Here is an 18747-nt window from a genome sequence, read left to right on the forward strand (position 1 = left end):
TGAGCGCGGAACAGCGCCTCCCAGGCGGCGACAGCGCGTCTCGAACCCACCGGACCTCCTCCGTCGTGCCCAGGATACGGGGTCGCCGGTACACGGCGAGCGCGACTGCGCGATCGGTACGGCGCCCGTACCGGCGTCTCGGAGGCACCGCTCCGGAACGACAGAAGGCCGGCCGCTGAGGCGAGCGGCCGGCCTTCATTCCCTTGCACCAAGAGTGTCCTGCAATCACATTCGCGCTTCGCCGCCACAGCAAACGACTAACGCTCTTGAACTATATAACGGATCGATAACGCCGCAAGAGCCCATTTCCTGACACTTCCCTGAGCCCCGCATCCGCCCGCCGACCCCTACCGGAACGCGCGCCCGAACTCCTCCGTCCGGAGCCGCCGACCATGCGTCCCGTTCCTGATGAGGGTTACCGACGGCCCGCCCGCTCCCGGTACCGAGGCGCGCTGGAGTTCCCACGACCAAAGAGTTTCCGACGTGCTGGAGCGGGCCGCCCACCGGCCTCCCGTCCGAGCAGGGCGCCGGGGCGACAGGACTTCCGTCGCACGGTGCCGGCGAAGCCGCACCTCGTCCGGACCGTGCCGGCGAAGCCGCACCTCAGGCTTCGCGCCTCGACCAGCCGCCCGTCTCGAAGGCGATGGGCGAGAAACGCGTGCGAGCGTTTCGAGCGAGCCGAACGCACCCCGCTCTGCGGAACGCGACCCGTCGCGAAGCCGACCGCGGTTGAGGGAGCGCTCGCGCTCCCTCAACGAACAAGCACCGCCCGACCCGTGAGGGAGGAGCGCTCGCGCTCCTCCCTCAGAAAAGGTCGGGCGACGGCGTGGACGCGTACCGGATGGCGACGTCGGCGTGGCGGTCGAAGCGGTAGCCGACGCCGCGGACGGTTCGGACGATGTCCTCGTAGCGGCCGAGCTTGGCGCGGAGGCGGCGGACGTGGACGTCGATGGTGCGCTCGTTGGGGGCGTCGTCGTCGGCGGCTCCCCAGAGGGAGGCGATGAGCTCGGCGCGCTCGATGGTGCGGCCCTCGCGGAGGACGAGGTACTGCAGCAGCTCGAACTCCTTGTAGGTGAGGGCGGTGGTCTCGTCGTCGAGGATGACGCGCTTGCGGGAGATGTCGATGACGACTCCGCCGGGTGCGCGGTCGAGGTCGGGCTCGGCGTCGGCGCGGCGCTTGGCGACGGCGGCCGGGTCCTGGAGGGCGAGGCGGACGACGTCCACGTCGCGGCCGCCGGCGCCCTGGGGGGCGAGGGCGACGGAGGCGTAGGTCTCGGCGTCGGGGGCGAGGAGGGCGGTGACGCGCTTGAGCTCCTCGACGAGGCGGCCGAGGTCGACTCCGGCGGCACGGGCCTTGGCCTCGTCGATGCCGACGTAGAGGGCGAAGCCGCGGGCCTCGGTGCCCTGGGGCACGGCGCGGAGGCGGGGGGTGGTCGGGGTGCTCTCGGGAGCGGCCTGGAGGCGGGGGGTCTCGAGGGCGGCGGGAGCGGGGACGGTGCGAGCGTGGAGGAGGGACATGGCGAATCCTTGGGGCTGGTCGGATCCGGGACGAGTGTCCGGGAGAGCGGATCCGGGTGTGCGCTGCGGTGCCGGCGGCCGCGTGGTGCGGTCCGGCTGGGGCGGATGGAGTGCATCCGAGGGGTTCACCGCGCCTGCGACGCCGAGCCGATCGGACGGGGCGTGGAGCCCGGTCAGGAGGATCGGAGGGCGGAGGCTGTGCGGGAACCCGGCGAGGTCAGTGCCTCACGCACACATTCGACAACACATGACGAGGCCGCCGGCCATCATCATGCCGGCATCCCCGATGGCCTCAAGGGAGGTCAGGGCGAGCGCGTTGTCAGTCATGGGAGAAAGTAAAGCGGACTGTGACGGACCGAGTCAACAGATTTCGGGTCGGCGTCCAGGATCCGGCGCGGGATCGGCTCCTCCGGGCGCGTCGCGGCACCCGGAGGGGGGACGGTCAGCCGGCGAGGCCGTAGAGGCGGTCGCCGGCGTCGCCCAGGCCGGGCACGATGTAGCCGAGCTCGTTCAGGTGGTCGTCGAGCGCGCCCAGGACGATGGTCACCTCGCGACCCTCGAACGCCTTCTCGACGGCGGCGAGGCCCTCGGGCGCGGCGAGCAGGCAGACGGCCGTGACGTCGACGGCTCCGCGGTCGAAGAGGAACCTGATCGCCGCGATGAGCGACCCTCCGGTCGCGAGCATCGGGTCCAGGACGAAGCACTGGCGGTTCGAGAGGTCGTCGGGCAGGCGCTCGGCGTAGGTGGTGGGCTCGAGCGTCTCCTCGTTGCGCGCCATGCCGAGGAAGCCGACCTCGGCGGTCGGGATCAGCTTGACCATGCCCTCGAGCATGCCGAGGCCCGCGCGGAGGATCGGGACCACGAGCGGCTGCGGGTCGCTGAGCGCGAGACCGGTGGTCTGCGTGACGGGGGTCTCGATCGTCACGGTCCTGGTGCGGACGCCGCGCGTCGCCTCGTAGGCGAGCAGGGTCATCAGCTCCTCGGCGAGCTGCCGGAAGGTGGGGGAGGGGGTGCGCTTGTCGCGCAGCACGGTGAGCTTGTGCGTGATCAGCGGGTGGTCGGCTACGTGGACGCGCATAAGCTCAATCTACTTCCCGGTCCGAGCACGGCCGGACCGGACGCGGGCACGAGGGGGCGCGATGCGCGACAGCGACCTGCGCCTCCCCTCCGCCGCCGACGAGTGGATGGGTCTCGCGCTCGACGAGGCCCGGCGCGCCGCGGGCTGGGGCGATGTGCCGGTCGGTGCCGTGGTGGTCGACTCCGACGGCCGCGTCGTCGGGCGGGGACGCAACGAGCGCGAGCTGCGCACCGATCCGACCGCGCACGCCGAGGTGGTGGCGCTGCGGGACGCGGCGGCCGCCCTGGGCGACTGGCAGCTCACGGGCTGCACGCTCGTCGTGACGCTCGAGCCGTGCGTGATGTGCGCGGGAGCGATCCTGGCCGCTCGCATCGAGCGCGTCGTGTTCGGGGCGTGGGACGAGAAGGCGGGGGCGGTGGGTTCGCTGCACGACCTCCTCCGCGATCGGCGGCACACCTGGACGACCGAGGTCTACCCGGGGCTCCGCGCCGAGGAGAGCACGCGGCTGCTGCTCGACTTCTTCCGCGCGCGGCGCTGAGCGGGCGGCCTCAGTCGCGGGAGTGGCCGCCGAGCCACTCGGCCAGCATCAGCTCCGTCGCCTCCCGCATCCGGTCGAAGCGGCCCTCCTGCACGTCGTCGCGGAGCTGCTCGGCCGTGTAGCCGGCTCCGGCCGCGTACTCGGCGTCGCCCTCGAGCCAGCCCGCGGCCATCGCGCCGCTCAGCTCGGGGTGGAACTGCACGCCCAGCAGCCACTCGTCGATGCCGAACGCCTCGACGGCGTAGGCGTCCGAGGAGGCGAGCAGCGTCGTGCCCGCGGGGAGGTCGAAGGTGTCGCCGTGCCACTGCATCACCGGCACTCCCGCCAGGTGGCGCAGCGGTGAGCGCATCCCGGCGTCCGTGGGGTCGACGCGGCGGAAGCCGACCTCGCGGGTCGGACCGGGACGCACCTCGCGTCCGAGCGCGGCGGCGATCAGCTGGGCGCCGAAGCAGATGCCGAGGGTCGGCCGTCGGTGGTGCAGCCGCTCCTGCAGCAGGGCGATCTCGGGCGAGATGAACGGGTGCCGCGCGGTCTCGTAGACGCCGGCGCTGGAGCCGAGCGTGACGACGAGCTCGGGCTCGTCGAGGTCGACGGAGCCGAGATCGGTGCCGGCCACGGCGTCCACCGTCCAGCCGTGCTCCCGCAGCATCGGCTCGAGGACGCCCAGGCCCGCTCCGCGCTCGTTGACGATCGCCAGTGCGCGCCGCACCTCAGCCGACGCTCTCGGCCGCCGCGGGAGGGTTCCCGCTGTCGGCGCTTCTCGCCCTGCCGCCTCCGGATGCGCTCACGTGGTCTCCTCGTGGATCCTGGTGGTGCCGGTCGGTGGTCGGATCATCCTAGGGTCCTGCGGATCGGGGGAGGACCCCCTTCAGGTCCGCGGTCGCTCGCGGTTCGTAGGATGAGCGGGTGACCGACGACACCGTGCTGCTCCCCTCCATCGCCGTGCTCGGCCTGGGCTCGATGGGCGGTGCGATCCTCAGCGGACTGCTCGCCCCCGGCGTCCGCATCGACGGCGGTGTCCGGGTGACGAACCGCGACGCCGTCAAGGCCGCCGCGTGGAAGGACCACCCGGTCGTCACCGCGTTCGCGACCGAGGAGGACGCCGAGGCGAACCGCCGGGCCGTCGCGGGCGCCTCCGTCGTGCTCGTCGCGGTGAAGCCGCACATGGTGGCCGCGCTGCTCGAGGAGATCGCCGACGCGCTCGCTCCGGGGACCGTCGTCGTGAGCATCGCGGCCGGAGTCACCGTCGCCGCGTTCGAGAGCCGACTGCCCGACTCGGTGCCGGTGCTGCGCTCGATGCCGAACACGCCGGCCGTCGTCGGCCGCGCCGTCACGGGGCTGAGCGCGGGGACCCGCTCGAGCGGCGAGGACCTCGCGCTCGTCCGCCGCCTGTTCGAGACCGTCGGCGAGGTCATCGAGGTCCCGGAGTCGCAGCTGGACGCGCTCTCGACGATCTCGGGCTCGGGACCCGCCTACGTGTTCCTGCTGATCGAGGAGCTGATCACGGCTGCGATCGCCAAGGGGTTCACGCGCGAGCAGGCGTCGACGATGGTGACCGGCACGTTCCTCGGCGCCGCCGAGCTGCTCGTGCACTCGGGCGAGGAGCCCGCCGAGCTGCGCCGCCGGGTCACGAGCCCGAACGGCACGACCGAGCGGGCGATCGCCGTGCTGCAGGAGGCGGACCTGGCGTCGCTCTTCACCCGGGCGACGGACGCGGCGCTCGCCCGCGCACGGGAGCTCGCCGCGTCCTGAACGCCCGGGCCTAGGCCGTGTTGATCAAGATCTCGCGTGCTCCGCTCGTCCTGATCGCACGATCTGCGGCGTCGGAAACCTCGGTCGATGCCCGCATCGACCTTCGGCTTCCTCCTTGCAGCTCGCACGATCAGGCCGTGCTCGCGACGGCGACCTCTTGATCAACACGGCCTAGGAGCCCAGAGCCGCGAAGCGCTCGATGTCGCTGGGTGTTCCGCTGACGACGATGAGGTCGTGGTTCGAGACCACGGTCTGCTCGGTCGCGTAAGTGAACGGCTTGCCGGGGCTCTTGACGCCCACCACCGTGACCCGGTGCTTGCGCCGGACCCCCGACTCCGTGAGCGTGAGCCCGCGGATGGGCTTGGGCGGGTACATCTTGGCGAGCACGAAGTCGTCGTCGAACTCGATGAAGTCGAGCATGCGGCCCGAGACCAGGTGCGCGACGCGCTCGCCGGCCTCGGCCTCGGGGTAGATGACGTGGTTCGCGCCGATGCGCTCGAGGATCTTGCCGTGCGAGCGCGAGATGGCCTTGGCCCAGATCTGCGGGATCTTGAGGTCGACGAGGTTCGCGGTGATGAGCACGGACGCCTCGATCGAGGAGCCGACGGCGACGACGGCCACCTGGAAGTCCTGCGCGCCGATCTGCGCGAGGGCGTCGAGCGAGCGCGCATCCGCCTGGACCGCGTGGGTGACCCGCTCGGACCACTTCTGCACGAGCCCGGCGTCGGCGTCGACGGCGAGCACCTCGCGGTCGAGTCGGTCGAGCTGGCCGGCCGTGGCGGCACCGAAGCGCCCGAGGCCGATCACCAGCACCGGGGCGTCGTACCTGATGCGGTCAACCAACGATGGGCCTCTCTTCCGGTCGTCTGAACAACTGCCTCCGCTGACTCGCGGCGAGCGCGGCGGCGAGAGTCACGGTACCAACGCGGCCCATGAACATCGTCAGCGCCAGAACGTAGACGCCGGACGGCGGGAGCTCGGCCGTGAGCCCCGTCGACAGCCCCGACGTCGCGAAGGCCGAGATCACGTCGAACAGCACGTAGTCGAGGGAGGCCTTGGTGATGTGCAGGATGATCACCGACGAGACGGCGACGGTCGTCGCTCCCCACAGCACGACAGAGACCCCCAGGCGCAGCACGTCGTTGGGGATCCGGCGGCCGAACGCCTCCATGTCGTTGGTGCCGCGGGCCTCCGCGAACGCGGCGAGGAACAGGATCGCCAGCGTCGTGACCTTGATCCCGCCCGCGGTCGAGGCCGAGCCTCCGCCGATGAACATCAGCATGTCGGTGACGAGCAGGCTGGAGCCGTTCAGGTCGGGGACGGAGATCGTCGAGAAGCCGCCCGACCGGGTCATCGTGGAGAGGAAGAACGACTGGAAGACGGTGTCTCCCGCGTCGAGCACGCCGAACGTCTTCGGATTGTCGAACTCGAGCACGATGTAGAGCGCCGCCCCGGCGACCAGCAGGATCAGCGACGTGACGAGCGTGAGCTTGACGTGCACCGACCACTTTCGCGGGCGGCGCCAGCCGCGCGAGAAGGCGTAGATGACGGGGAAGCCGATCGAGCCGAGGAAGACGCCGATCATCAGGATCCCGAGGAACCAGTAGTCGTCCTGGAACGGGGTGAGCCCGGCGGCGTTCGGCGAGAACCCGGTGTTGGTGAACGCCATCGCCGAGTAGTAGAAGGAGTGCCACACCGCCTCGCCGATCGGGATCCCGTCGATCAGCATCCGCGGGAACAGCAGGAGGGCGACGACGATCTCGATGACGGCCGCGCTCACAGCGACGGTGGTCAGCAGTCCGCCGATCTCGCCGAGCCGCACCGCCTGGCCCTCGGCGACGGGGCCGGAGTGGATCCGCAGCGGGTTCGAGTCGCTCGCGACCATGAGCTTGGCGCGGAGGCCGAGGCGGCGCGAGACGGCCATGCCCATGATCGACGCGAGGGTCAGCACGCCCAGGGCGCCGATGTTGACGCCGACGAAGATGACGGAGTGGCCGAACGCCGACCAGTGCGTCGCCATGTCGACCGTGGCCAGGCCCGTGACGCAGATGACGGACATGGCGGTGAAGAACGCGTCGTGCAGCGGAGTGACCTCGCCGGCGGTCGTCGAGACCGGCAGGGAGAAGAGGAGCGTGAAGACCAGGATCAGCGCCGAGAAGATCAGGATCGCGAAGCGCGAGGGGGAGCGGCCGGCGAAGTCGTCGATGAGGTCGCGAGCCCGCTCGAAGCCCGACCACGGGGAGACGGGCGAGACCCCGACGGGGCTGCGGAACTGCTGGCGAACCACCACGGCGGATCCTCCACTCGATCGCGGCCATGCTACCCGGTCGCCGTGCGGCTCCCGGGCCCGCCGGCCGGCCGCTCTCCCGGGCGCCGCAGAGGGCGGCCTGGCTACTCTGGGCGCATGCCGGACATCTTCGCGGTGATCGCCGACGGCACCCGCCGCGACATCCTCTCCCTCCTGCGCGCGCAGAGGGAGGCGGGACCGTCGGGCGCCGGGGGCATCAGCGTCTCGCAGCTCGTCGCCCGCCTCGAGCTCAGCCAGCCCACCGTGTCGAAGCACCTCAAGGTGCTGCGCGACGCGGGACTCGTCACCGTGCGCGAGAGCGGGCAGCACCGCTTCTACGCGCTGCAGTACTCGCCCCTGGAGGAGGTCGAGGACTGGCTGATGCCGTTCCTCGAGACCGAGGACGAGCCCGCGCTGCTCGACGCGGCGGCCGCGGCCCGGGCGGAGTCGCTGGGCCGGGCGATCGCGGAGCGGACCCACCAGGTCAGCACGGTCGTGCAGGACATCCAGCGCGGGGTGAGCGAGGGGGCGACGAAGGTCGCCGAGGCGCTGCGCATCCGGAAGTGACGCGTGTCGGGGCGCTCGCCGCGTCGGGGGTCTGCTAGGCCGTGACCCGGGCGCCCGCTCGGTCGTGTAAGCTCGCGTGAGGCATTTTCTCGTAAGCGGCCGTCCGTCGGGCGGTCGACCCCCCTGAACGTTGTGAGGTCTTCGTGGGTTCTGTTATCAAGAAGCGTCGCAAGCGTATGGCGAAGAAGAAGCACCGCAAGCTGCTTCGCAAGACTCGCCACCAGCGTCGCAACAAGAAGTAGGCCCCGGCCTCTTCCCCTTCGAGCGTCCGCTCCCCACCGGGATCGGGCGCTCGTCTGCGTTCGGGAGCGATGCGGTCCTGTCGCGGTTCGGCCTGCGCCAGCGGGGTCGGGCCGCCCGAGCCTCCCGTCTAAACTGGGAGCATGGTGGACATCGCGCTGACTCTCGTGGGGAAGCCCGGCTGCCATCTCTGCGACGACGCCCGCGCGGTGGTGCAGGGGGTCCTCGCCGATCTCGGGCCCGCCGCTCCGGCCGTCTCGCTGTCGGAGGTCTCGATCCTGGACGACGCCGAGCTGCACGAGCGCTTCGTCGAGGAGATCCCCGTCCTCCTGATCAACGGTCGAGTCCACAACTACTGGCGCATCGACCCCGTCCGCCTCCGCCGAGCCCTCCTGGAGCACCCATGACCGTCCGCCACGTCGTCGCCTGGAAGCTGAACGCCGTCGACCCCGCGCAACGGGCCGAGCACACCGAGCAGATCTCGGAGGCGCTGCGCGGGCTGCTGCCGATCATCCCCGAGATCGAGTCGATGACGATCGGGAAGAACACCCTGTTCCCGAAGGACAACTTCGACATGGTGCTGATCGCGGACTACGCCGACGCCGACGCGCTCAACATCTACGTCGAGCACCCGGAGCACCGCCGCGTCGCGGGCTTCATCCGGCCGCTCGTGCGCGAGCGGGCCTGCGTCGACTTCGAGGTCTGAGCGGCGGGGTCTGACGGCGACCCGCCCCGAACCGACACGCGTCCGTGACCGGATCGTTGCGGTGAACCCCACACACGGGGGACGGACTGGCCGACGAGTGGGGCATGGATCCGCATAGTCTCTTTGCGGGGACCGCCGCTCCCCGCATCCGGGGTGCACTCAGCACTCCGACGGGGAGGAACATCCATGTCACGTCAGCGACGCCGCACCGCGGCCTCCGCGCTCGTCCTGGCCGCGCTCGTCGCCGGCCTCGCGCTGCCCGCCGCCGCTCAGGCGACCGAGCTGGTGCCCGGAGTCTCGGCGCCCGCGGTCACGGAGCCGGTCCTCGCTCCGGTGGTCGCGCCGGTCGTCCCGCCCGTCGAGGAGGTGCCCCCGGTCGTCGAGCCGGAGCCCGAGCCGGAGCCGGAGACGCCGACCGTGCCGAGCGTGCCCTCCGAGGAGCCGGCGCCCGAGGTGCCGGGCGTTCCGTCCGAGCCGGAGCCGACCACGCCGACGCAGCCCCAGCCGCAGCCGAGCACGCCGACCCAGCCGGAGCAGCCGGCGCCGGAGCAGCCCTCGCAGCCGACGCAGCCGAACCAGCCCGCCCAGCCCGCGCAGCCGAACCAGCCCGCCCAGCCGAATCAGCCCGCGCAGCCGCAGGCGCCGGCCGGGGGGACCACCGGCGGCACCGCCACCACCGAGGCCGGCACGACGGCTCCGCGGCCGTCCGCTCCCGGACGCACCCTGCTCTCGACCTCCGCCGCCGACCCGGCCGCGGCGCCCGCTCCCGTCGCCGAGGGCCAGCCGGTCGCCGAGTCCGCGGCTCCCGCCGTCTCGGTCTACCTCACCCGCGACGCGGGAGTGGACCCGGGCGCGCTGACGGTCGACCTCGCCCGCTTCTACGGTGTGGGTGCCGCCTACGCCGGGTTCCAGCGCGGCGAGAGCGCGACGGGCGTGCTGCGCGCGCCCGACGGCACCGAGACTCCGCTGACCGGCGACGACCGCCAGGACGGCGCGACGACCAGCACCGGCTCGGCCACCGTGCCGGCCTCGGCGCTGTCGGCGACGGGCGAGTACTCGATCACCGTCACCGGCGACCGCGGCTCCACCGCCTCGACCACCTTCTCGCTCGTGGCCTCCACCGGGCCGGGCGTCCTCGTCGAGCCTCGCGACGGCTCCGGCGCCGAGACCGGCGCTCCCCGCGGCGCGGTCTGGGGCTTCGACTCCGGCGAGGCCGTGACGATCGCCGCCGTCACGCCCACCGGTGTGAAGGCGGACCTCGCGGTCGGCGCGCTGTCGGTCCGGGTCGACGACCTCGGCTGGTCGGACCTCGTGCTGGGCGACGCGATCGTGGCGACGCCCACCGCTCCGGTCTACTGCCTCGTCGCGACGGGGACCGCCTCCGGGCGCACCGCCGCCGTCACCGTCGGCTACCCCGTGGACGGCGTCTCGGCCGATCTGCCCGACGCGGCGCAGGTCTGCGGCATCGCGATCGCGACCGCCGGCGCCGAGCCGGTGCTCCCCTCCGCCGAGGCCTCCGGGCAGACGGCCGGAGTGGCTCTGACGATCGGCGCGGGCGCGCTGGTGGCCGTGATCCTGGCGATCGTCATCGCGAACATCGTGATCCGCCGCCGCCGCGAGTACGACGACCTCTTCATCGGCGGACCGCTCCCGCACCAGACGCAGGAGTGACCCGACGCCGGCGGGAACGCCGGTCAGGACGCGGAACGCCCGCGGGACGACGAGGTCCCGCGGGCGTGCCGTGGTTCGTGGGCGACTGCGTGCTCAGTCGATCGGGCTGAACCGCAGGAGGATCGTGCGCGCCTCGGGTCGCAGCTGGAAGTCGGGCCAGACGTCGGGTCCGCAGGCGCGGGAGCCCAGGCCGTGCTGGGCCGCGTCGATCGTCAGCACCGAGCGCGTCGACTCCGGGAGCTCGTGCGGGTGCTGCGCGACCCCGATCTCCTGCGGGGTGTGCCGGGCGAGGGTGAAGCCGGGCAGGCGGCCGTGCAGATCGGCGCGGGCCTCGATCCGCAGGCGCGCCGCGCCGTTCTCGTGCAGCACGAGCTCGCGCAGCGAGGAGCGGTGCCCGCTCTCCTGCGGGCGAGCGTACGGCGTCGTCAGGGCGTCGATCCCCGCCGAGAAGCGTCCCACGCGGGCGGCGCGGAGGCTGTCGGGGTACGACTCGAGCGGTCCTGTGCCGAACCACGCGGCTCCGTCGATCGACCCGGGGAGCTCGAACGTGAGCCCGAGGCGGGGCCAGACGAGATCCCAGCGGCCGGTGGGCGCGAGGTCGGCGCGGAGGACGACCGCGTCGCCGTCGGCCGTCCAGTGCTCGTCGACCAGGAGCGCCGCGTCGAGGTCGGCGGCGGACCAGCGGGTGCGGCGGCGGAGGCCGTCCGAGGTGTCCAGGCTCTCGAGTCGGGATGTCAGCCGGTCCAGGCCGACTTCGCGCCAGCGGGCGGCCGAGGACGGGGCGGGCACTCCGCGTCCGTCGCCGGCGTTGGGGTCGCCGCTGAGGTAGGCGGGGAACCCGGCGCCCTCGTCGTTGTCGGTCGGGGCGCGCCAGAGCTCGGCGCGCGGGCCGTCGACCGCCAGCCCCGCGAGCGACCGGAGCCGTCCGCCGGCGAAGCGCGCCGCTCCGACCGCGTCGCCGCCCTGCGTGCCGCGTCGGGCCCGGGCCCACGCGGGCTGCGGCGCGGGGGCGGAGAGGCGGCGCTGCGCCGTGGAGACGAGGTGACCCTCCGGGGCCCAGGCGGTCGCCGCGGCGAGCACGACGTCGACGGTCAGCCAGGTCTCGCCTTCCGCGGCGACGTCGACCTCGGGGAGCGCGACGGTCGCGGAGTCGCCGGCGGCGATCGCTCCGGTCTCGAGGACGCCGTCGGCGATCCTCCGCCCGTCGACCTCGGCGCGCCAGAGCACGCGGAGGTCGGCGGTCGAGGCGTCGTGCCGCCGGTTCTCGATCAGCACGGAGTCCTCGCCGATACGGGCGCGGACGGGAGCGACGATCTGCTTCCACTCGAAGAGGCCCGGGCTCGGCGTGCTGTCCGAGAGGACCATGCCGTCCATCACGAAGTTGCCGTCGTGGACGACCTCGCCGAAGTCGCCGCCGTAGGCGTAGTACTCGACGCCGTCGGGCGTCCGGGCGCGCAGCCCGTGGTCGCGCCACTCCCAGACGAAGCCGCCGTGCAGGCGCGGGTAGCGCTCGACGAGGTCCTCGTACTGGTCGATGGCGCCCGGTCCGTTGCCCATCGCGTGCACGTACTCGCAGAGCAGGAACGGCTTGGAGCGCTGGCGCGCGGACTCGCCGGGGGAGCAGCCCAGGAGCGTCGTGCGCGAGTCGTCGTCGCCGATCTGCCGGGTCTCGGGCACCGAGGAGTACATCCGCGAGTACACGTCGGTGTACGCGCCGGTGTAGTCGCCCTCGTAGTGCACCGGGCGCTCGGGGTCGCGCCCGTGCACCCACGCCGACATCGCGGCGAGATTCGCTCCGGTGCCCGCCTCGTTGCCGAGCGACCAGATCACGATGCTCGGGTGGTTCTTGTCGCGCTCGACGGTGCGCTCGATGCGGTCGAGGTACGCCTCGCGCCAGGCGGGGTCGTCGCTGGGGTTGCCGGCCCAGCCCCAGCGCTCGAAGCCGTGCGTCTCGAGGTCGCACTCGAGGATGACCCAGAAGCCGAGCTCGTCGGCGAGGTCGATCAGGCGCGGGTGCGGCGGGTAGTGGCTGGTGCGGATCGCGTTGACGTTGAACCGCTTCATCAGGGCGAGGTCCTCGCGCGCGGCGTCCTCGTCGAAGGCGCGCCCGCGGTCCGGGTGCGTCTCGTGCCGGTTCACGCCGTGGAACACGACGCGCTCGCCGTTCACCAGGAAGCGGTCGCCGCGGATCTCGACGGTGCGGAAGCCCAGCCGGAGCGACACGGTCTCGCCGGAGGACGCGATCTCGGCGTCGTACAGGCGCGGCGACTCCGCCGACCACGGCTCGACGGCGTCGATCGCGATCGGGGCGACGTCCTCGGCGCTCGCCCACTCGACCTCGAGGTCGAGCTCAGGCACCCGGAGCACCACGGGGTAGGCCTCGGGGGACGCGACGAGCTCGGTCTCGAGCCGGCCCGCGCCGTCGGCGAACGCCGTCCGCACCCAGACGTCCTCGATGCCGCCGACCGGACGGGCGATCAGGTGCACGGAGCGGAAGATCCCGGGCAGCCACCACTGGTCCTGGTCCTCGACGTAGCTCGACGCCGACCACTGGTGCACGCGCACCACGACGAGGTTCTCGCCCGGGCGCACCGCCTCGGTCACGTCGAACTCCTGCGCGAGGCGGCTGCCCGATCCGATGCCGATCTCGACGCCGTTGACCCAGACGCGGTAGCGCGACTCGACCCCGTCGAACCGCAGGACGACCGCCTCGGCGCCGGTCCACGACTCCGGGACCTCGATCGTGCGGCGGTAGTCGCCGGTGGGGTTCTCATCCGGCACGAACGGCGGCTCCGTGGCGAATGGGAACTGGACGTTCGTGTAGGCGGGGAGGCCGTAGCGGCCGTCGCCCTGCAGAACCCAGTGCGCGGGCACGGGGATCGAATCCCAGGCGGAGTCGTCGAAGGACTCGGTGGCGACGTCGTCGACGCCCTCTCCCTCGGGCAGCGCGTCGATCCCGCCGAGGGTGCCCGGAGCGGCCGGCAGCAGGCGGAACCGCCACTGCCCGTCGAGCGGGATCGTCGGGGCGTCGGTGTGCAGCCACGAGCGGGCGCGGCGGCGCAGTCCCCGTCCGGGACCCGTGTCGGTGAGGTAGTGCTCGGGGGTGGGGGTCACTGCGCGGAGCCTTCCGTCAGGCCGCCGCGCCGGGACGCCGCGGCATCGCGCGCCTCGGAGCATCCGATCGGAGTCGAGTCGTCACGTCGTCGTGGGGGGCGCCGCCGCGGGCGGCTGCGCCGTTCTGGACGCTACCACAATCTCGAGTAGCCACTCGAATTTCAAGGGGAGGGGTCACATCGTCACGAACGAGATGATGGTCGGCCCCAGCACCGCGATGAAGAGGACCGGGAGGATGAAGAGCATGAGCGGGAAGAGGATGTTCACCGGGATCTTCATCGCCTTCTCCTCGGCGCGCATCCGCCGCTTCAGGCGCATCTCCTGCGCCTGCGTCCGCAGCACCGCGCTGACCGAGACACCGTAGGCGTCGGCCTGCACGATCGCGCGGACGAAGGTGCGCAGATCCGGGACCGACGTCCGCAGCTCCAGTGCGCGGTACGCGTCGCGGCGGGTCATGCCCACGCGCATGTCCTGCAGGGTGCGCACCAGCTCCTCGGCGAGCGGCCCCTTGCCGTTCTCGCCCGCGCGGGCCATGGCCGCCTCGAAGCCGAGCCCGGCCTCGACGGCGATCAGCATCTGGTCGAGGGTGTCGGGCAGCTCGAGGCCGATCGCCGCCTGCCGCTCGAGACCGCGGCTGTGCAGGAGGAGATCGGGCACGAAGTAGGCGACGACCACGACCACGAGGATCAGCAGGACGAGGATCGGCGGCGGCTGCCGGACGAGGACGAGGGATCCGGCTGCCGCCGCGACGAGCAGCAGGAGCGGCTTGGCCAGGACGACCCGGCCCAGCGGCCACCCGGCGGGGCGCCCGGCGTGCGCATGCAGGCGGTCGAGCCGTGCGAGGGCCCCGGGCGGCAGGAGCCGCTGGGCGATCCGCTCGAGCCGCTCGGCCGTCGACCGGGCGTCGACCGTCTCCTCGACGAGGCCCTGGGTCAGGTTGCGGCGGGCCGCGGTGCGCTCGTCACCGGCCGGCGCGAGAGCTGCGAACAGCAGGGGGAGCGCCGCCAGCAGGCAGAGGGACGCGATCAGCACGGGCTCCTCCTTCAGAACTTGAAGCTGATGACGCGGCGCATCCAGAGACCGCCGATCACGAACATGATCGCGGCGACCACCATCAGGACGAAGCCCAGCCAGTGCTCGGTGAACTTCGCCACGTAGGAGGGACTGGTGAGGGAGAGGATGCCGATCACCGCGAAGGGCATCGCCATCAGGATGTAGACCGACATCTTGCCCTCGGCGGCCAGCGCCGAGATCTGGCGGCGGATCTGGTTGCGCTCGCGGATCGTGTGGCCGACCTGGTCGAGCACCTCGGCCAGGTCGCCGCCGACCTCGCGGTGGATGCCGATCGCCTGCCCGACCCAGCTCAGGTCCTCGCTCCGCATGCGCTCGGCCATCTGGGCGAGCGACACGTTCAGGTCGCGGCCGAGGCGCGTCTCGTTGACGACGCGCGCGAACTCCTCGGCGGTCGGCGACTCCGACTCCCGCGAGGCCGCGTCGATCGCGCGCAGCAGGGAGTGGCCCGCGCGCAGACCGCTCGCGAGCAGCTGGAGGGTGCCGTCGAGCTGGTCGGCGAAGCGGCGCCGCCGTCGATCCGCGAGCGTGCGGAGGAGCACGACCGCACCGCCGAGGACGACGACGACGAGCAGGACGCCCAGGATCGCGGATCCCGCGAGCAGACCGAGCAGGAACGCCACGACGACGGCGGCCGCCACGAGGATCAGCAGCTCGGAGGGGGACTTCTTCAGGCCCGCGTCGCGCAGGGCTCCCGTCAGCCGCTCCGTCCAGCCCTGCTTCAGCAGCGCCGCCGAGATCACCTCGCTCGTCGAGCGGGTGAGCTGGGTCAGACCGGAGTCCTCGGCTCCCGCATCCGGGCGCCGACGCTCGATCGGCAGCCGGGGGCGGGAGGAGGCGAGCACTCCGAAGACCACGACGAGCACCGCGGCGTAGCAGAGCACGGCGCCCAGGACCGCCATCATCGGCGCTCACCCGGCACGGGCTGGGCGAACACCCGCGGCGAGACCGTGATGCCCAGCTCGGCGAAGCGGTCGAGGAACCGGGGCCGGACGCCGGTCGCGACCGGGCCGCCCTGGATCCGACCCGAAGCGTCGACTCCCGCGTAGTCGAAGACGAAGGCGTCCTGCAGCACGACCACGTCCCCCTCCATGCCCTGCACCTCGGTCACGTGCGTGACCCGGCGGCTGCCGTCGCGCATGCGGGTGAGCTGCACGATCACGTCGACGGCCGACGCGATCTGCTCGCGGATCGCCCGCAGCGGCAGATCCATCCCCGCCATCAGCACGAGCGTCTCGAGGCGGGCGATCGCGTCGCGCGGAGAGTTGGAGTGCACGGTCGAGAGCGAGCCGTCGTGCCCGGTGTTCATCGCCTGCAGCATGTCGAGCGCCTCGCCGCCGCGGCACTCGCCGACCACGATGCGATCGGGGCGCATCCGGAGGGAGTTGCGCAGCAGCTCCCGGATCGAGACCTCGCCGCGGCCCTCGATGTTCGCCGGGCGGCTCTCGAGCCGCACCACGTGCGACTGCTGCAGCTGCAGCTCGACCGCGTCCTCGATGGTGATGATGCGCTCGCCGTGGGGGATGAAGGAGGAGAGCACGTTGAGCAGGGTCGTCTTGCCCGTGCCGGTGCCGCCCGAGACGATGATGTTGAGGTGCGCGCGCACGCAGGCGTCGAGCAGCTCGGCCATCTCGGGCGTCACCGAGCCGAAGCCGACGAGGTCGGACACGGTGAGCGGATCGCGGGAGAACTTGCGGATGGTGAGGGACGAGCCGTTCACCGCGAGCGGCGGGATGACGGCGTTGACGCGCGAGCCGTCCTCGAGCCGGGCGTCGACCAGCGGCGACGACTCGTCGATGCGGCGCCCCACGCGGGTGACGATCTTCTCGATCACGGCGCGCAGCTGCGCCTCCGAGCGGAACCGCGTACCGCTCAGCGTCAGGCGGCCGCTGCGCTCGACGAAGATCTGCTCGTGCCCGTTCACCATGATCTCGGTGAGGGTCGGGTCGTCGAGCAGCGGCTGCAGGGGGCCGAAGCCGAGCACGTCGTCGGCGATCTGGGCGACGAGCCGCTGCCGCTCCTCGGGCGTGAGCGGGGCGGACTCGGCGTCGACGATCTCGCCGAGGATCTCGCGGGCCTGGCCGAGGAGGTCGGCCTCGGCGAGCGTGGGGTCGTTGAGCCTCGACCCCATCCGGCGGAAGAGCTCGTCGCCGACCCGGCTCTTGAGGGCGAGCAGTCCGTCCTCCCGCGCGCGCTCGTCCTCCTGCGGCTCGGGATCCGGTTCGGGCGCGGCAGGGGGGAGTGGCGCGGCGACCGGCACGTAGGGCGCGTCGCGCTCGGCGTGCTTGGACGCGAGGCGTTCGGCGAGGCTCACTGGATCCTGACCCTTCTGCGCGGGGCCGTGCCGACCGCGCCGGTGAACGAGCCCGCGAGCCTGCCGAGCAGCACGGCGGCTCGGGAGCGGCGCTTCGAGAGCAGCAGCGGCTGCCCCATGTTGACCGAGAGCGCGAGGTCGGCCGATCGCGGCACGACGGCCGTGACGGACATCCGCACGGTGGCCTCGATGTCCTTGACGGTGATGCCCGACTTCTTCTCGGCGAGGTTCACCACCAGGTGGCGGTTCTCGGGCAGGAGGCCCAGCTCCTCGAGCACGGTGAGCTCGCGGCGGAGTCCCCGGACGCCGGGGACGTCCATCGCCGTGACGAAGAGGGCGTCGGTCGCGACCTCGAGTGCGGCGAGGGTGTGGTCGGTGAGGCCGGCGGACGTGTCGACGACGACGTAGGCGAAGTCGGAGGACAGCTGGCGGAGCAGGTGCGTGACGGCGTCCGAGGAGATGCGGTCGGCGTCGGCGGGGTCCTTGGGCGCACTCAGGGAGTAGAAGCCGGCCTCGTGCACGGCCAGGTACGCCTTGAGCACGAGGAGGTCGGAGGCGGCCGCGGCTCCGACTGCGTCGCGGAGCGTGTGCACCGGATCCAGGCCCAGGGCGCTCGCGACGTCGCCGAACTGGGCGTCGAGGTCGACCAGCACGGTCGAGAGCGGAGCGACGCGGCCGAGCGCGACGGCGAGATTGACCGAGAGCATGGTCTTGCCCACTCCGCCTTTCGGGGACAGGACGACGACGACCTTGCGCTGCGGGCCGCTCCGGGCCGCCGGGCGGTCGCCGATCCGCGCCTGGGCCGCGCGGCTCGAGCGGCGCAGCACCTCGCCGAGGGCGGCGGCGTCCGCATCGGGGGCGATCACGTCGCGGACGCCGGCGCGCATCGCGGCGACGGCGAGCTCGGGATCGGGGTCGTCGACGAGGACGAGCGTGATCCGCGGGAAGGAGGAGTCGAGCGCGGCCGCGAAGCGCAGCGCGGCGGTGCGCTCGATCCCGGGGCCGATCAGGACCACGTCGACCGGCTCCTCGCCGGGCGGAGGGAGGATCGCCTCCGGGCGCAGGCCGGTCGCCTCGGCGGGGACCGCGGTGACGCCGGAGCCGTCGTCGCCGGCGAGGGCCGCCGAGACGCGGTCGAGGAAGGCGGCGGAGTCGGTCACCGCGAGGAAGCGGGTCACGGGAGGATCTCGGCGGGAGTGATCACGCGGATGCCGTTCGGGTCGGTACCCTCGGGCTGCTTGGTGAGCCAGATCGTGGCGGACTGGGCCGCGCTGACGATCAGCTCGGCGTCGGGGCCGTTCACGGCGAAGGTGACGAAGACGGATCCTCCGGGGAGCGGAGTGACTCCGCTCGCGTCGCCCTCGACCGGGGAGCCGAGCCCCTGGAGCGTCGTGATGAGGACGTTCTGCAGACGCATGTGCGTCTTGTCGCCGACTGTGATGACCACTCCGACGGTGTCGCCGGGAGCGAGGGCGCCTCCGACGACCCGCTCGGGGCTCAGCGGGACGGTGACCTCCTGCAGTCCGGCGGGGACGTCGACGCGGCCGGGCACGTCGAGAGCGTCCGGCGAGACCATCCGCGTCGCGAGCAGCTGCTCCCCGGTCACCAGGTCGACCGACGTGACCAGGCCGCCGAGGCCGTCGAGGGTGGTCGCGGCGCCGACGGCGACGGCTGCTTGAGGGAGGGCCTTCACCTCGACGTACTGCGAGAGCTGGTCGGCGGGGGTGCCGGCGGGGGCGTCACGGGCGAGCACGAGGACGTCGATCGGCCGCTGATCCTCGAGGGCGCGCTGATCGGCGTCCCGTGCGTAGAGGGTCACGGCCATCACGCCGACGACGGCGAGCACGAATCCGAGGATCGCGAAGAGGATGCGGAGCTTCACGGGGCAGGG

18 protein-coding genes are annotated in these 18747 nt (G+C 72.5%); 7 read left to right on the plus strand and 11 right to left on the minus strand.

Annotation, left to right across the window (positions count from 1 at the left end; translation table 11 throughout):
• Positions 1-804: 804 nt before the first annotated feature.
• Together LRG51_RS14660 and upp are read right to left on the minus strand one after the other, a co-directional pair.
• Positions 805-1518, minus strand: coding sequence for a winged helix-turn-helix domain-containing protein (locus tag LRG51_RS14660; RefSeq protein ID WP_230673365.1), 714 nt, complete (start codon positions 1516-1518; stop codon positions 805-807).
• Between the two features lie 442 nt (positions 1519-1960).
• Entirely contained in the window at positions 1961-2596 is a 636-nt protein-coding gene (upp, locus tag LRG51_RS14665; RefSeq protein ID WP_055790386.1) for a uracil phosphoribosyltransferase, read from the minus strand.
• Positions 2597-2657: 61 nt separating this feature from the next.
• On the opposite strand from upp, the gene LRG51_RS14670 reads away from it, so the two are divergent.
• Entirely contained in the window at positions 2658-3134 is a 477-nt protein-coding gene (locus LRG51_RS14670) for a nucleoside deaminase (RefSeq protein WP_230673366.1), read from the plus strand.
• Positions 3135-3144: 10 nt separating this feature from the next.
• Here the strand turns inward: LRG51_RS14670 and LRG51_RS14675 are convergent, their stop codons facing one another.
• Entirely contained in the window at positions 3145-3843 is a 699-nt protein-coding gene (locus LRG51_RS14675; RefSeq protein ID WP_055790391.1) for a glutamine amidotransferase-related protein, read from the minus strand.
• Positions 3844-4040: 197 nt separating this feature from the next.
• Here LRG51_RS14675 and proC point away from each other — a divergent pair, with 197 nt between their 5' ends.
• A complete protein-coding gene (gene proC, locus LRG51_RS14680; RefSeq protein ID WP_268966607.1) occupies positions 4041-4886 on the plus strand; it encodes a pyrroline-5-carboxylate reductase in 846 nt (281 codons plus the stop codon).
• A 171-nt stretch (positions 4887-5057) separates the two neighbouring features.
• On the opposite strand, the gene LRG51_RS14685 is transcribed toward proC, so the two are convergent.
• Together LRG51_RS14685 and LRG51_RS14690 are read right to left on the minus strand one after the other, a co-directional pair.
• Positions 5058-5729, minus strand: a complete 672-nt coding sequence (locus LRG51_RS14685) for a potassium channel family protein (RefSeq protein ID WP_055790397.1) — start codon at positions 5727-5729, stop codon at positions 5058-5060.
• On the minus strand, positions 5722-7092 hold the full coding sequence (locus LRG51_RS14690) for a TrkH family potassium uptake protein (RefSeq protein WP_055791516.1): 1371 nt from the start codon (positions 7090-7092) through the stop codon (positions 5722-5724). Before LRG51_RS14690 ends, LRG51_RS14685 begins: the two co-directional genes overlap by 8 nt.
• A gap of 198 nt (positions 7093-7290) precedes the next feature.
• Between LRG51_RS14690 and LRG51_RS14695 the strand changes: the two genes are divergently transcribed.
• From LRG51_RS14695 to LRG51_RS14715, 5 genes are all read left to right on the plus strand, one after another.
• Positions 7291-7740 (plus strand): ArsR/SmtB family transcription factor, encoded by a 450-nt coding sequence (locus LRG51_RS14695; protein ID WP_055790400.1) that lies wholly within the window; start codon positions 7291-7293, stop codon positions 7738-7740.
• A 143-nt stretch (positions 7741-7883) separates the two neighbouring features.
• Positions 7884-7982 (plus strand): 30S ribosomal protein bS22, encoded by a 99-nt coding sequence (locus tag LRG51_RS14700; RefSeq protein WP_003792170.1) that lies wholly within the window; start codon positions 7884-7886, stop codon positions 7980-7982.
• A gap of 141 nt (positions 7983-8123) precedes the next feature.
• Positions 8124-8387 (plus strand): glutaredoxin family protein, encoded by a 264-nt coding sequence (locus LRG51_RS14705; RefSeq protein ID WP_230673369.1) that lies wholly within the window; start codon positions 8124-8126, stop codon positions 8385-8387.
• On the plus strand, positions 8384-8686 hold the full coding sequence (locus tag LRG51_RS14710; protein ID WP_055790406.1) for a Dabb family protein: 303 nt from the start codon (positions 8384-8386) through the stop codon (positions 8684-8686). Before LRG51_RS14705 ends, LRG51_RS14710 begins: the two co-directional genes overlap by 4 nt.
• Positions 8687-8872: 186 nt before the next feature.
• Positions 8873-10357, plus strand: a complete 1485-nt coding sequence (locus LRG51_RS14715; RefSeq protein WP_230673370.1) for a hypothetical protein — start codon at positions 8873-8875, stop codon at positions 10355-10357.
• A gap of 93 nt (positions 10358-10450) precedes the next feature.
• Here the strand turns inward: LRG51_RS14715 and LRG51_RS14720 are convergent, their stop codons facing one another.
• The 6 genes from LRG51_RS14720 to cpaB all read right to left on the minus strand — a co-directional run bounded on the left by LRG51_RS14720 (position 10451) and on the right by cpaB (position 18738).
• Entirely contained in the window at positions 10451-13534 is a 3084-nt protein-coding gene (locus LRG51_RS14720) for a glycoside hydrolase family 2 TIM barrel-domain containing protein (RefSeq protein WP_442966668.1), read from the minus strand.
• Positions 13535-13645: 111 nt separating this feature from the next.
• Positions 13646-14503: a type II secretion system F family protein gene (locus tag LRG51_RS14725; RefSeq protein WP_082481206.1), complete on the minus strand. Its 858-nt coding sequence runs from the start codon at positions 14501-14503 to the stop codon at positions 13646-13648.
• Between the two features lie 11 nt (positions 14504-14514).
• The gene (locus LRG51_RS14730; RefSeq protein WP_055790415.1) at positions 14515-15447 is read right to left on the minus strand and encodes a type II secretion system F family protein; all 933 of its coding nucleotides are present in this window, start codon (positions 15445-15447) and stop codon (positions 14515-14517) included.
• A complete protein-coding gene (locus LRG51_RS14735; RefSeq protein WP_425326969.1) occupies positions 15444-16856 on the minus strand; it encodes a CpaF family protein in 1413 nt (470 codons plus the stop codon). Before LRG51_RS14735 ends, LRG51_RS14730 begins: the two co-directional genes overlap by 4 nt.
• On the minus strand, positions 16853-18034 hold the full coding sequence (locus tag LRG51_RS14740; RefSeq protein ID WP_230673374.1) for an AAA family ATPase: 1182 nt from the start codon (positions 18032-18034) through the stop codon (positions 16853-16855). The genes LRG51_RS14735 and LRG51_RS14740 overlap by 4 nt, the downstream gene beginning before the upstream one ends.
• Positions 18031-18738, minus strand: a complete 708-nt coding sequence (cpaB, locus tag LRG51_RS14745; protein WP_230673376.1) for a Flp pilus assembly protein CpaB — start codon at positions 18736-18738, stop codon at positions 18031-18033. Before cpaB ends, LRG51_RS14740 begins: the two co-directional genes overlap by 4 nt.
• Positions 18739-18747: the final 9 nt, after the last annotated feature.

Source organism: Rathayibacter sp. Leaf248, assembly GCF_920939495.1.
GTDB classification, from domain to species: domain Bacteria; phylum Actinomycetota; class Actinomycetes; order Actinomycetales; family Microbacteriaceae; genus Rathayibacter; species Rathayibacter caricis.